This window comes from Ruegeria sp. CDSC079 (genome assembly GCF_059610505.1).
Window position 1 is genome coordinate 557827 of the sequence record NZ_JBXWNT010000001.1, and the last position, 12622, is coordinate 570448.

Genomic DNA, 12622 nt, shown 5'->3' on the forward strand with positions numbered 1-12622 from the left:
GGAGATGTGAAGATGAAAAAGATACTCAGCGGGGCGGTTGCCGCCTTTAGCCTGGCCGCCAGTGCAGCCTGGTCGGCGGATGAGGTGACATTGCAGTTGAAATGGGTCACGCAAGCTCAGTTCGCAGGTTATTACGTGGCCAAAGACAAAGGGTTCTACGAAGAAGAAGGTCTTGATGTCACCATTCTGCCAGGCGGCCCGGACATAGCGCCGACACAGGTTATTGCCGGTGGCGGCGCTGACGTGACGGTCGAGTGGATGCCAGCTGCGTTGGCCGCGCGCGAAAAGGGCCTGCCGCTGGTGAATATTGCCCAGCCTTTCAAAAGCTCGGGTATGATGCTGACCTGCTGGAAAGATGCCGGTATTTCCGCACCAGAAGACCTTAAGAACCGGACACTGGGCGTCTGGTTCTTTGGCAACGAATTTCCCTTCATGAGCTGGATGAGCCAGCTGGGCATTGATACCGGTGGCAAGAGCGAAAATGGCGTCGAGGTTCTGAAGCAGGGCTTTAATGTCGACCCGCTGCTGCAGCGTCAGGCTGATTGCATCAGCACCATGACCTATAACGAATACTGGCAGGTCATAGATTCCGGCGTCAGCCCCGACGAACTGGTCACATTCAAATACGAAGATCAGGGCGTCGCGACGCTGGAAGACGGCCTGTACGTTCTTGAAGAGAACCTGAGCGACGCGGCATTTGTCGACAAGATGGAACGTTTCGTGCGGGCGTCGATGAAGGGGTGGAAATATGCCGAAGAGAACCCAGATGAAGCGGCCGATATCGTGCTTGAAAATGACGCGACTGGCGCCCAGACCGAAGCGCATCAGAAACGTATGATGGGTGAGATTGCCAAGCTGACTGCGGGCTCAAACGGATCGCTTGATCCGGCGGATTTTGAGCGCACTGTAGGGACGCTGCTTGCCGGTGGTTCTGATCCCGTTATCACCAAACAACCCGAAGGTGCCTGGACGCATCAGATTTCGGATGCAGCACTGAACTGAGTCAGGTTCACGATGGAATATGGCGCGGTCCCAAACGGGGCCGCGTTTTTTGTTGGAAGCGTCGAAAATGTAACTGCACTTGTAGGGCGTTTGTCATAGTAATTACCTGTAAATTATAGCAAACTGTTCAACATGGGGGATATTAGGTAGGTAATGCAGGATTTTACAACAGAATTCAGGTCTGCGCTTGCTTTGATCCTTCATTGGGATCCGGAGCTGTGGGCGATTGTTCTGTTGTCCCTGAAAGTCTCTGTTTTTGCCGTTCTGATTTCTGCCGTTATCGGGATGCCCATGGGCGCGGCTTTGGCCGTTGCGCGTTTTCCAGGGCGGCGGATTCTGATCGTCTTGATGAATGCTTTGATGGGCTTGCCCCCGGTTGTGGTAGGTTTGCTGGTCTATCTGATGCTGTCGCGTTCCGGCCCGTTGGGGGTCCTTGAATTGCTCTACACACCGACGGCTATGATTATTGCTCAGGTCGTTCTGGTGACCCCGATCGTTGCCGCACTGACACGTCAAGTGGTCGAAATGCTGGCCGAGGAATATTCCGAGCAACTCCGCTCACTCGGCCTGTCGCGGATGGCATCGATTCCGGTGCTATTGTGGGATGCGCGGCTGTCTCTTGTTACGGCATTGCTGGCGGGGTTTGGCCGTGCGATTGCCGAAGTTGGAGCGGTTATTATCGTTGGCGGCAATATCAACCACGTCACGCGGGTGATGACGACGACGATCGCCCTTGAAACGTCCAAGGGAAATTTGGCGTTGGCGCTTGCGCTTGGGGCCATCCTGATTGCCATAGCCATCGCAGTAAACGCCATGGTCAGCACGCTTAGCCTGCGGGCCGAGAAGGAAGGGTTGCGCCATGCGTGATCTGGTGCCCGAGATGGTGAAATGTCTTTCTGTTCACAGTTTACAGATTTCCCGCAAGGGAAAGACACTGCTTCAAGTACCAGAGCTACCCCTGAAGGGGCTGGGACCAACTTTGATCCTTGGGCCGAACGGAGCGGGCAAGAGCCTGCTTTTGCGCTGTTTGCACGGGCTTATTGTCCCGGATAGCGGCAGGGTTCAGCAGGACGGGATTGCCCTGAATGCGTATCACAAATCACGACAGGCGATGGTGTTTCAAAGACCGGTTCTGTTGCGCCGGTCCGTGTCAGCCAATCTTGATTTTGTGCTAAAGCGTCAGGGCCTGTCCCGTGCAATTCGCAAATCCCGGATCGACGAATTGCTGGCCGAAGGTGGGCTTGAGGGTAAGGCGCGCCAGTCCGCCAGATCGCTGTCCGGGGGCGAAGCGCAACGGCTGGCCATCCTGCGCGCGCTGGCGCTGGACCCGGAGACTTTGTTCCTGGACGAACCTACCAGTTCGCTTGATCCTGGTGCTACGCAGATGATCGAACGGATGATCTTGCGCGCTTCGAACCGAGGGGTTCGCATTGTCATGGTATCCCACGATATCGGTCAGGCACGCCGTCTGGCAGCGGATATCGTCATGATGCAGGCCGGACACGTGGTCGAACACGGTGCTGCCAAACAAGTGCTGGATGCCCCGACAAGTGACGCCGCGCGCCGGTTTGTTGCCGGTGGTCTGGTAACCTAATCAGAATATGGAGTTCAAATGATCCGCAAATTCGTCGGGGCTGCAGTAATAGCGCTTGGCCTGAACACTACAGCCGCATTGACCGAAACCCCATTTATTGTAGTCCAATCAACCACGTCGACGCAGAATTCGGGCTTGTTCGACCATATCCTGCCAGGCTTTGAAGCCGAAAGCGGGATTGATGTCCGCGTGGTGGCTGTTGGTACAGGGCAGGCGATCCGCAATGCGATCAACGGTGACGGGGACGTCTTGCTGGTTCACGCCAAACCTGCCGAGGAGAAATTTGTGGCTGACGGTTGGGGCGTTGAGCGGTCGGACGTGATGTACAATGATTTCGTCCTTGTGGGGCCAAAATCCGATCCCGCCAAAGTGAAAGGGGGAACTGACATTATCGCGGCGCTGACCGCCGTGGCTAAGGCCAAGGCGCCCTTCGCCTCACGCGGGGATGACAGCGGGACGCATAAGGCGGAGCTGGGCCATTGGGCCTCGTCCGGTATCGACCCGACCGACGCTTCGGGCACTTGGTACCGGGAAACTGGATCCGGGATGGGGGCGACACTGAACGTGGCTAGTGGGATGGGTGCCTATGCGCTGACGGATCGGGCGACCTGGCAGAGCTTTGGCAACAAGGGAAACCTAGAGGTCATGGTTGAGGGCGATCCACTCCTGTTCAATCAATATGGGATTATTCTTGTGAACCCTGACAAGCATCCCAAAGTGCGGGCGGCCTCGGGGCAGCGCTTTGTTGACTGGTTGACTGGACCCGAAGGGCAGGCGGCAATCGCATCTTACACGCTGGACGGCCAGCAGCTGTTCTTTCCCAACGCCCAATAGGGTCAGCCGCTGGCTCCATTGTGATGGATGGTTCCCAGATCCGACAAGTCATACCCGCCGAATTCTTCTGCCCGAGTGGCAAAGCGGTCGGATTGCACAAAGCCGAGCAACCGAAGCATCGGGCCATCGAAATAGGCGCGCCTCCAGATAGCAAGGTCCAGGCGTTCGGTATGGGTCGGGGCAAAGCCCAGATTGTACAGCCCCGCAAGCGCACCCAGGCCGAATCCGGCATCGGCTTTGCTGTCATGCAGGGCTATGGCCAGCTCTTCTTCGGTACGTGCGCAGGTCGGCAGGGTATCCAGATCGTCTCGGTTCAGGCCGTGCGCCTGCAGTTGCGTGTCGAACAACCGTTGACTGGCGGCACTGTCCTGACGAAGAAGAATGCGACGGCCCCTGAGGTCAGAAAAGTCCGATATCCCAGTCACACCGGGGGCCATCAGTAGCCCACGCTGGCGTTTTGCTAGTTCGAACAGAATGACGGGTGCCTCTCCCAGATGGTCCTGCAGAGATTGCGTGTTGAATCCGTCTGTCTCGTGGATATGCAGCGCCGCAGCCTGCGCTGATCGTTCTTTCAGACGATTCAAGCCGTCAAATGAGCCGTCATAATAAGTTGCCAGGCCCGACCCGCTTTCCCGCAGAGCCCAATCCAACAGCGGATCATGACTGCCCGCCACGATCGGCGGCAGCGACGGTTCTGCGACCTGCGGTCCGCTACGTGATGCGTTCAGCCAGGCAATGACTTCGGCCCTTGGAAACAAGAGTTTGCCCATGGCACGGACACAGGGGACCTCGCCGGATGAGGCAAGGTCATAGGCTTTACGCTCGCCAATGCGCAGCAGGTCCGCCAGTTCTTTGGTGGTCAGGTATTCTGACATTCAGTCGAGGCGCACGGCCGAACCCGCGCTGGCATTCGCCGCGCTGAATCCGAATTGGCCTAAGGCAAACGGCGCAGCGACGGCAATTACAGCCATCGTGGCAACTGCGGCTAGAAAGGCTTTCATATTTACCTCCGGTTCAGTTTTCCGGTGCCGTGACGCGGCGCAGAAAGGCGATCAAATCTTTGCGGTCATCCGCTTGTGTAATCCGTTGCATGGGCATCTTCGATCCCGGAATGTAATGGTCTGGTCCTTGGTCGAAAAGGGCATTTATCGTCTCGTCATTCCAAATGATATCAGAGTCTTGCAGCGTGTCCGAGTAGAAATATCCCGGTAAGCTGCCCGCCCGGCGACCAAACACACCAGAGAGCGTAGGCCCAGCACGTCTGTGCCCGTCCGCCGTCAGGCTGTGACAGATCGAGCATTTGCGCACGAATTGGCGTTCGCCATTGTCCATCTGGTCAGGGTTCTTCAGAAAACTCGGTTCAGTCGCGGCCATCTGTTGTTGGTCGCCAAGGTCAGATACCGGCCAGCTATACATCGCCTCATCTATACCACCTGCATAGATGTTTTTACCATCGGTTGAGAAGGCCAGCGCCCAGACCGGGCCGCGCAATGTGGCCCGGAAATCCTGTGCGATGCGCCAGTCGATGGTATCGACCAACATGATATGACCCTCACCATCCCCCACCGCCAGCAAGCTGCGGTCCGGGCTGAGAGCCAGCGCAAGGATTGGACGGCGGTCCAGGGTGAAATCATGCTCGTCGCCTGTAGTCAGATCACGAATGCGCGTGACGCCATCGACGGCCCCATAGGCAATCCAGTTTTCATGGGGGTTCAGGACCAGTTCGTTGATGCCGAACCCGTTATCAACCAGTCGCAGTTTTTCCTGACCGGTTGCGACATCCCAAAGACGAACCGCCCCATCAACCCCGCCGGTATACAGCGCATCCCCGTTTGGTGTGAACACAACAGCATTCACACCGCTGCCTGTGGGCCCTAATACCCTTGGCTCTGTCCCGTCAAGCGGCCAAACCCCTATCGTGCCGTCCCAACTGGCAGTGGCGATGTAGGAGTCTGAAACAGCAATATCAACGATCTTGCCTTTGTGCCGCCCGAGGATTTGGCCATCCGGCCACCGGCGCAGGGTAAAGTCGTCACCAGCAGAATAGATCGCTGTGTCGCCAAAGGCGACGCTGTTCACGGCAGCCTCGTGCCCTTCAAGCCATTGCGGCGTGCGGTCTGACCACAGGCCGACGGAGTTGTCGAAGCTGGCCGTCGCAATCCGGCCGTCCGGCGCGGAGGCAATCCCCATGATCGGCCCGCCATGACCTTTCAGCGTGAAAAACTCGGCCAAAGCGGGCAGGGGGGCCAACACCAGTGCAAGGATTAGACCGCGCATCTATTCCGCAGGCGAGGCCACTGCCTTATTGGCCTCTTTTTCCTGGACCTCTTCCAGCCAAAGCGAGTGGTGCTCACGCGCCCATTGTTCCTCGACCTCGCCTGTGCCCATCGCGTCGAAAGCGCCCTCCATGCCCACCGAGCCCAGGTAGATATGCGCGATGATGATGGCGATGAAGACATAGGCGACCATCACGTGCCAAACCTGCGCATATTGCATCTCTTCTTGTGGTGACATCTGCACCGGAAGGTTCAGACCCAACATCTGCGGGATGCCGGTTGCATTTGCGATTGAGAAGGTCTTAGCAAACAGCGGCATCTCAAACGGGAACAGCAGAGACAGGCCAGACAGGCTGATCGATACGCCCAGCAGGATACAGGCCCAGAAGATGATCTTTTGACCCGCGTTGAATTTTTTGGCCGGGGGATGGCTGCCTTTCGTGAACAACCCGCCGCCGGCAGCCAGCCATTTCAGGTCGGTGCGGTTGGGGATGTTGTGGGCGATCCAGTTCACAGTGACCATGATCAAACCCAGCATGAAGGCCCAGGCGAGGTTGTTATGCAGCCATTTGCAGCCCTGCGCTATGGCCGCAAAGCCTTCTTTCCCGAAGATCGGGATCAGAAAGTCTCGACCATAAAGGGTCAGCAATCCGGTCAGGCCAAGGATTAGGAAAGAGCCCGCGAACAGCCAATGTCCGAACCGCTCAAAGCCCGAGAAACGCGTAACCGTGCGTCCCGTCTTTTCACCATCAATGCGGATTTTACCCCGGATCAAGAAGAACAGCAGAAGGATGCCAAGCATCCCGGCCAGAATATACGTGCCGTAATCGCGCAATGGGCCTGTTCGGAAATTCAACCACCACATGCCACCGTCCTGTATCAAGACGCTGGCTGCAGGGCCGTTCGACGAAACGGTCACATCCGCCGAGCCATACCGCAAAGCGCGATAGACGTCGCTGTCAGACGCAACGCCACGTGTGCCCAACTGGCCCATCAGACCTTCGGCGTTGCCTTGACCGGTGTTACCTGAGCGATAACCGTTATCGACCGTCTCGCCACGCTGCCGGGCCAAGATATCCTCGAGCGTGGTCGCACCACCCGTCGAATTGCGATCCGGAGCATCCTGAGCAAGGGCAGGAACAGTCAAAACAATGAGACAGAACAGAAGTCGCAGGAAAGTCATATGAACCTCGTGACGCGGTCATTGGCGTAGGCCCTTTTCCGGGCGGGCAGAGATTTTTCGTCGAAAAATCTTAGTGCTCCCCGGCACACGGTTTGCGCGCCGGGGAAGGTTTGGCCAAGGATCAGCCGTCTTTTTGGTCGTAGGCTGTGCCCCAACCCCAGGCGCCAGACCCGAAACCGCGCGCCACGACGCGTTCGCGATAAATGGCCGATACCACGTCGCCGTCACCGGCAAGCAGGGCCTTGGTGGAACACATCTCGGCGCAGATGGGCAGTTTGCCTTCTGCGATCCGGTTGCGACCGTATTTGGCGAACTCTGCGGTCGAGTGCGTTTCCTCGGGGCCACCGGCGCAGAAGGTACATTTGTCCATCTTGCCGCGTGATCCGAAGTTGCCTGCCTGTGGGTATTGCGGCGCGCCGAACGGGCACGCATAGAAGCAATAGCCGCAGCCAATGCACAGGTCCTTTGAGTGCAGGACGACCCCTTCTTCGTTCTGATAGAAGCAGTCAACCGGGCACACCGCCATACAGGGCGCATCCGAGCAATGCATACAGGCAACCGATATCGAGCGTTCGCCCGGGTCGCCGTCATTGATCGTCACCACTCTGCGGCGGTTGATGCCCCAGGGCACCTCGTGCTCGTTCTTACACGCGGTTACGCAGGCGTTGCATTCGATGCAGCGTTCAGCGTCGCAGAGAAACTTTGCTCTAGCCATTGTCGTCCTCCTTACGCTGCTGAGATCTTGCAGAGAGTCGCTTTGGTCTCCTGCATCTGGGTTACTGAATCATAGCCATAGGTCTGGGCGGTGTTCGAACTTTCTCCCAGCACATAGGGATCAGCGCCTGAGGGGTATTTGTCCCGCAGATCCTGACCCTGGAAATGGCCGCCAAAGTGGAATGGCATAAAGGCCACGCCGGCACCAACCCTGTTGGTCAGCATCGCCATCACCTTGACCTTGCCGCCCTCAGGCCCTTCGACCCAGACCTGAGCCCCATCGCGAATGCCCAGATTGTTGGCATCACGGGGGTTGATCTCGACAAACATGTCCTGTTGCAACTCGGCCAGCCAGGGGTTCGACCGGGATTCCTCACCTCCGCCCTCATACTCGACCAGACGACCAGACGTCAGGATTATCGGGTAATCCTTTGAAAAGTCGTTCTTCTGGATCGAGGCATACAGGGTTGGCAGGCGATAGGACTGACGATCCTCATAGGTCGGATAGTCTTCTACCAGATCGCGCCGGTTGGTATAAAGCGGCTCGCGATGCAACGGGATCGGGTCCGGGAAAGTCCAGACCACGGTGCGGGCCTTGGCGTTGCCAAAGGGCGCACAGCCATGTGCAATCGCAACCCTCTGGATGCCGCCTGACAGGTCGGTTTTCCAGTTGGTCTTTGGCCCCGCAACGGCGTCAATGGCCGCACGTTCTTCGGCCGTCAGATCGCCGTCCCAACCAAGATCCATCAGCATCTGCATCGTAAACTCAGGGTATCCGTCCTGAATTTCCGACCCAACGCTATAGACCCCTTCGGCCAGCAGGTTGTCACCATCACGTTCCACGCCAAAGCGCGCGCGGAAGGTCAGGCCACCTTCGGCCACCGGTTTGGACATGTCATAGAGGTTCGGTGTCCCCGTATGACCCATCTCGGGCGTTCCCCAGCACGGCCAGGGCAGACCGTAATATTCACCATCGTTTGGCCCACCAATGGCTTGCAGCGTGGTTCTGTCGAACGTGTGCTGATTGGCCATGTGGCTTTTCAAACGCTCCGGCGATTGGCCGGTATAGCCGATGGTCCAGAGGCCCGAGTTGAACTCACGCGTGATGCTTTCAACATTCGGGGTCTCAGGGTCCTCCATCTCGATATTGCGGAAGAACCGATCCGCCCAGCCGAATTTGTTGGCGAACTTGGCCATGATGACCTCGTCCGGCAGGCTTTCGAACAGCGGTTCGACCACCTTGTCGCGCCACTGCAACGAGCGGTTCGAGGCCGTGACCGAGCCACGGGTTTCGAACTGCGTACAGGCCGGCAGTAGGTAAACGCCATCGGTCCTATCATGTAGAACGGCGGAAACGGTGGGATACGGGTCGATCACGACCAGCATGTCCAGCTTTTCCATCGCCGTCTTCATTTCCGGCCCGCGGGTTTGCGAGTTCGGAGCGTGCCCCCACAGAACCATGGCGCGGACATTGTTGTCCTGATCCATGTTGGCAGGGTCTTCCAGAACACCGTCGATCCAACGAGAGACCGGGATGCCGCGCTCGTTCTGCAGCGGTTTATCCTTGCCCTCCTTGTCCTTGATCGAGGCGAACTGGCCGGACAGCCATTCAGGGTCTTCACCCCAAACGCGCGCCCAATGGCCCCATGCCCCTGCGGACAGGCCATAATAGCCGGGTAGGGTGTGGGACAGAACACCAAGGTCCGTCGCACCCTGCACGTTGTCGTGGCCACGGAAGATGTTGGTGCCACCGCCCGACGTTCCCATGTTGCCCAAAGCCAGCTGCAGCACGCAATAGGCGCGTGTGTTGTTGTTGCCATTGGTGTGCTGGGTGCCGCCCATGCACCAGATCACCGTGCCGGGCCGGTTATTGGCCATGGTGCGCGCCACGCGCTTAAGCTGTGATCCGGGTACGCCGGTCACACGCTCGGTTTCTTCCGGGTTCCAGTTGGCGACCTCTTCGCGGATCTGATCCATGCCCCAGACACGGGTGCGGATGAACTCCTTGTCCTCCCAGCCGTTGTCGAAGATGTGCCAGAGGATACCCCAGATCAGAGCCACGTCAGAGCCGGGGCGGAACCGGACATACTCATCCGCATGCGCTGCGGTGCGCGTAAAGCGCGGGTCGCAAACGATCAGCGGCGCGTTGTTCTGCTCTTTTGCGCGCAGAACATGCAGCAGAGAGACAGGGTGTGCCTCAGCCGGGTTGCCACCGATGATGAAGATAGCCTTGGAGTTGTGGATGTCGTTATAGCTGTTGGTCATGGCGCCGTAGCCCCATGTATTCGCAACACCCGCAACAGTGGTCGAGTGGCAGATACGGGCCTGATGGTCCACGTTGTTCGTGCCCCAATAGGCGGCGAATTTGCGGAACAGATAGGCCTGTTCGTTGTTATGTTTCGCGGAACCAAGCCAGTACACACTGTCCGGTCCGGATTCTTCGCGGATGTTCATCATGCCGTCGCCGATCTCGTTGATCGCCTCTTCCCAGCTGATGCGCTTCCACTCGCCGCCTTCCTTTTTCATCGGATATTTCAGGCGGCGTTCACCATGGGCGTGCTCACGGACCGAGGCCCCCTTGGCGCAGTGCGCACCCAGGTTGAAAGGGCTGTCCCAGCCGGGTTCTTGCCCGATCCAGACGCCGTTCTGCACCTCGGCGACGACGGTACAGCCGACCGAGCAATGCGTGCATATGGATTTGATGTTTTCGACGGCTTGATTGGCCGCTGACTGGGCACTGGCTGGCGTCACGGTTCCACCCGTGGCGCTGATCGCGGCCAACCCGCCGATCGTCAGGCCCGATCCGCGCAGGAATGCGCGGCGATCGACGGTTTTCTCGCCGACCTGGGACAGGATACTTGTCCGCTGGGAGCGTCTCGCAACCCCGTTGGTCTTTTTCCTAAGCATTTCTTTCCTCCCTTGCTGGCCATGTTTTCCATGGCTGGCTTGGTCCTGTTGGTGCCGACGTCAGGGCCAATCGCAACCGTCAGTCGGGTGGTGACATCGTCCGGGGTTCAGAACCGGGCGCTGTCCAGATATGCGCGCGTATGCGCGGTGTCCTGCATGCGGGTCTCATCCGTTGGCAGCTCGGCTGCTTCGGCTTGTCCGCTCAGGCTGGCGGCGGCGACTGCAGCGGGCGCTGCGGTTCCGGCCAGTTTCAAGAAATCACGGCGCGTGGCGCCTTCTTCCTTGGTTTTGCTCATGGGATCCTCCTTTCCCAATTGCGATCTAGCGCCTTTTGGGGCGCTGGCGAATGGCGGGATCATCCCGCCGTCATTCGAAAGGCTTCACGCTCGATTTCCATGAAAACCCGACCGGCGGTGCCGACCGAGGCATAGAAAACCGAGTTTTCCGCAGCTTCCAAATCTGAATAGAAATGTGCGGCCCAGGGGCCGATATGCTTGTTCCAGAACGCTTTTTGATCTTCCAGCGAGGCGGGTGAACCAAAGCGTCCGACGATCATGCCCGCCATCATCTCCATCAACGAGGCGATATTGTCTTCGGGTTCAAACACGTTCTGCGCCCGTGTGATCTGACGAACCGCCATGTCGTTGCGCAGTTGCGCCAGCGGTTTTTCGTTCAGGAAACCAGTCAGGTAGAAACTGGCATAGGGCAGCAGTTCTCCGCGTCCTAGCCCGATGAACAGGGCATTGAATTCGCGTTCGGCAGCCGCGGGTTTGGTCACCTTGGCGACCCGCGACATGGCCTTGATAGCCTGACCCAGATCGGTTTCATCGCCGGTCAGACCAGTAACCTGAGACAGCAGCATCTGATCCGGAGGCGCCGCAAGCAGCAGCCCAAGGAAGTTATAGAAATCCGCGCGCAGACGATCCTCGGCTGAGACGTCCAGGTTTTGCGCGTTGCTTGCGTTCATACGGTTATCCTTCGTATTCAAACTTCATGCGGCGTGGGGCAGGCGTAAGCTCTGCCTCTTCCGGGTCGTCGATTTCAGAAATCATTACAGGCTCTGACGATTGCATCTCGGCTACCTCGGGCAACTCAGGCTCTTGCGTGGTTTCTTCAACCTCAGGGATCGGGTCTGCGTCTTCCTCCTCGGCCTGAGTGGCCAGAGCTTCGATATGGGCAAGCATCCCTTTGCCGACCTGATAGGCGGTCTGGATATTTTCGATCACGCAGGCGGCATCTGTATAATCTTCGCCGTAATCCACCAGCCCATCGACATTGGCCAGAACCGGGTTTAGGCGCCAGAGCTGCCGAAGGGCGCGGCGGCGCAACCGGTCAGGCACTGCCTTGGCCATAAAGCCCGAGACGTCGTCACCAACTTGCAACAGATCAGGATCGGGCAAATTGAATTCTGCCAGAATTTCAGCGTCAGTCTTTTCTTCCAGCTCGCCCCGCTGTTCAGCGAAAGCCTGTTCTTGTGCTGCTACAACCTCTGCTTTGGCCTCAGCCTGAACGGCGGCTTTACGGCGCGACCAGAAATCGCGGGTTTCTGTCATTGCACAATCCTCCGCGGGGCGCGGAAAACATCCGAGTCTTGCCGGATGCGTACATCCCCTTTGCCGTCCTCAACCAGATCGGTGCGTTTCTTATCACGGCGGCGCTTGACGAAGACTTCGTTGCGATGATGCTCCAGTGCGAAATCACGTACCCAAGCGATCAGCCCATCAGTCATTGGGATTTTCTCGACAAGCTCTTCGCCGGTATCGGCGTAGTCCTGTCCTTCGAAGGGTGAGGCGGTCACCAGCACCGCGTCCATCGGCTGTGTTCCATCCAGCGCATCGCGCAGGACCAGATAGATCGAGGGTTGCCCGTCCGACAGGTTGACCATGTAGGCTTCGGCCTCATCTGACCAAAGGGTCAGGGGCAGGGTGGCCGCGTGGTACTCGACCGCTTCACCCTCGCGCCGCATCTCCAGCCAATCGGCCGGTCCAGCGCCGGGCAGCACGGCGACGGCGCGCCAGTTCCATTGCGCCCAGCGTGTAACCCCGGGTGTTTTGCGCACGACGACGCCGATTGGCATTTCAATCTGGCTGGCGGCCTTGGCCACTAAGTCCT

General features: G+C 58.3%; 14 protein-coding genes. 4 read left to right on the forward strand and 10 right to left on the reverse strand.

What is annotated here, in order from left to right; translation table 11 throughout:
• The first annotated feature begins 12 nt into the window (after positions 1-12).
• The 4 genes from AC2FIC_RS02865 (at position 13) to AC2FIC_RS02880 (ending at position 3430) form a co-directional block, all read left to right on the forward strand.
• Complete coding sequence (locus tag AC2FIC_RS02865) at positions 13-1002, forward strand: ABC transporter substrate-binding protein (RefSeq protein ID WP_271946556.1); 990 nt, start codon at positions 13-15, stop codon at positions 1000-1002.
• Between the two features lie 153 nt (positions 1003-1155).
• Entirely contained in the window at positions 1156-1869 is a 714-nt protein-coding gene (locus tag AC2FIC_RS02870; protein WP_281994749.1) for an ABC transporter permease, read from the forward strand.
• Entirely contained in the window at positions 1862-2596 is a 735-nt protein-coding gene (locus AC2FIC_RS02875) for an ATP-binding cassette domain-containing protein (RefSeq protein ID WP_496690713.1), read from the forward strand. Before AC2FIC_RS02870 ends, AC2FIC_RS02875 begins: the two co-directional genes overlap by 8 nt.
• Before the next feature lie 18 nt (positions 2597-2614).
• Positions 2615-3430, forward strand: a complete 816-nt coding sequence (locus AC2FIC_RS02880) for an ABC transporter substrate-binding protein (RefSeq protein WP_496690712.1) — start codon at positions 2615-2617, stop codon at positions 3428-3430.
• 2 nt (positions 3431-3432) lie between these two features.
• Here AC2FIC_RS02880 and AC2FIC_RS02885 read toward each other — a convergent pair whose 3' ends face one another.
• From AC2FIC_RS02885 to AC2FIC_RS02930, 10 genes are all read right to left on the reverse strand, one after another.
• Positions 3433-4305: a substrate-binding domain-containing protein gene (locus tag AC2FIC_RS02885; RefSeq protein ID WP_281972249.1), complete on the reverse strand. Its 873-nt coding sequence runs from the start codon at positions 4303-4305 to the stop codon at positions 3433-3435.
• A complete protein-coding gene (locus AC2FIC_RS02890; RefSeq protein WP_271946568.1) occupies positions 4306-4431 on the reverse strand; it encodes a hypothetical protein in 126 nt (41 codons plus the stop codon).
• Positions 4432-4444: 13 nt separating this feature from the next.
• A complete protein-coding gene (locus AC2FIC_RS02895) occupies positions 4445-5707 on the reverse strand; it encodes a c-type cytochrome (protein WP_282021340.1) in 1263 nt (420 codons plus the stop codon).
• Entirely contained in the window at positions 5708-6889 is a 1182-nt protein-coding gene (locus AC2FIC_RS02900) for a formate dehydrogenase subunit gamma (RefSeq protein WP_496677794.1), read from the reverse strand.
• Positions 6890-7010: 121 nt separating this feature from the next.
• Entirely contained in the window at positions 7011-7604 is a 594-nt protein-coding gene (gene fdh3B, locus AC2FIC_RS02905) for a formate dehydrogenase FDH3 subunit beta (protein ID WP_085821701.1), read from the reverse strand.
• An 11-nt stretch (positions 7605-7615) separates the two neighbouring features.
• Positions 7616-10510: a formate dehydrogenase subunit alpha gene (locus AC2FIC_RS02910; RefSeq protein ID WP_142634361.1), complete on the reverse strand. Its 2895-nt coding sequence runs from the start codon at positions 10508-10510 to the stop codon at positions 7616-7618.
• A gap of 107 nt (positions 10511-10617) precedes the next feature.
• Positions 10618-10806: a ubiquinol-cytochrome c reductase iron-sulfur subunit N-terminal domain-containing protein gene (locus AC2FIC_RS02915; RefSeq protein WP_142634359.1), complete on the reverse strand. Its 189-nt coding sequence runs from the start codon at positions 10804-10806 to the stop codon at positions 10618-10620.
• 59 nt (positions 10807-10865) lie between these two features.
• The gene (locus AC2FIC_RS02920) at positions 10866-11477 is read right to left on the reverse strand and encodes a TorD/DmsD family molecular chaperone (protein WP_281972244.1); all 612 of its coding nucleotides are present in this window, start codon (positions 11475-11477) and stop codon (positions 10866-10868) included.
• A gap of 4 nt (positions 11478-11481) precedes the next feature.
• Positions 11482-12063, reverse strand: a complete 582-nt coding sequence (locus AC2FIC_RS02925; RefSeq protein WP_496690711.1) for a DUF3306 domain-containing protein — start codon at positions 12061-12063, stop codon at positions 11482-11484.
• A complete protein-coding gene (locus tag AC2FIC_RS02930) occupies positions 12060-12614 on the reverse strand; it encodes a DUF3305 domain-containing protein (RefSeq protein ID WP_142634353.1) in 555 nt (184 codons plus the stop codon). Before AC2FIC_RS02930 ends, AC2FIC_RS02925 begins: the two co-directional genes overlap by 4 nt.
• Positions 12615-12622 lie beyond the last annotated feature (8 nt).

Coding starts and splice junctions, on each gene's coding strand:
- AC2FIC_RS02870 (WP_281994749.1), top strand. CDS start 1,156: ATGCAGGATTTTACAACAGAATTCAGGTCTGCGCTTGCTTTGATCCTT.
- AC2FIC_RS02895 (WP_282021340.1), bottom strand. CDS start 5,707: ATGCGCGGTCTAATCCTTGCACTGGTGTTGGCCCCCCTGCCCGCTTTG.
- AC2FIC_RS02880 (WP_496690712.1), top strand. CDS start 2,615: ATGATCCGCAAATTCGTCGGGGCTGCAGTAATAGCGCTTGGCCTGAAC.
- AC2FIC_RS02885 (WP_281972249.1), bottom strand. CDS start 4,305: ATGTCAGAATACCTGACCACCAAAGAACTGGCGGACCTGCTGCGCATT.
- AC2FIC_RS02890 (WP_271946568.1), bottom strand. CDS start 4,431: ATGAAAGCCTTTCTAGCCGCAGTTGCCACGATGGCTGTAATTGCCGTC.
- AC2FIC_RS02925 (WP_496690711.1), bottom strand. CDS start 12,063: ATGACAGAAACCCGCGATTTCTGGTCGCGCCGTAAAGCCGCCGTTCAG.
- AC2FIC_RS02910 (WP_142634361.1), bottom strand. CDS start 10,510: ATGCTTAGGAAAAAGACCAACGGGGTTGCGAGACGCTCCCAGCGGACA.
- AC2FIC_RS02865 (WP_271946556.1), top strand. CDS start 13: ATGAAAAAGATACTCAGCGGGGCGGTTGCCGCCTTTAGCCTGGCCGCC.
- fdh3B (WP_085821701.1), bottom strand. CDS start 7,604: ATGGCTAGAGCAAAGTTTCTCTGCGACGCTGAACGCTGCATCGAATGC.
- AC2FIC_RS02875 (WP_496690713.1), top strand. CDS start 1,862: ATGCGTGATCTGGTGCCCGAGATGGTGAAATGTCTTTCTGTTCACAGT.
- AC2FIC_RS02920 (WP_281972244.1), bottom strand. CDS start 11,477: ATGAACGCAAGCAACGCGCAAAACCTGGACGTCTCAGCCGAGGATCGT.
- AC2FIC_RS02915 (WP_142634359.1), bottom strand. CDS start 10,806: ATGAGCAAAACCAAGGAAGAAGGCGCCACGCGCCGTGATTTCTTGAAA.
- AC2FIC_RS02900 (WP_496677794.1), bottom strand. CDS start 6,889: ATGACTTTCCTGCGACTTCTGTTCTGTCTCATTGTTTTGACTGTTCCT.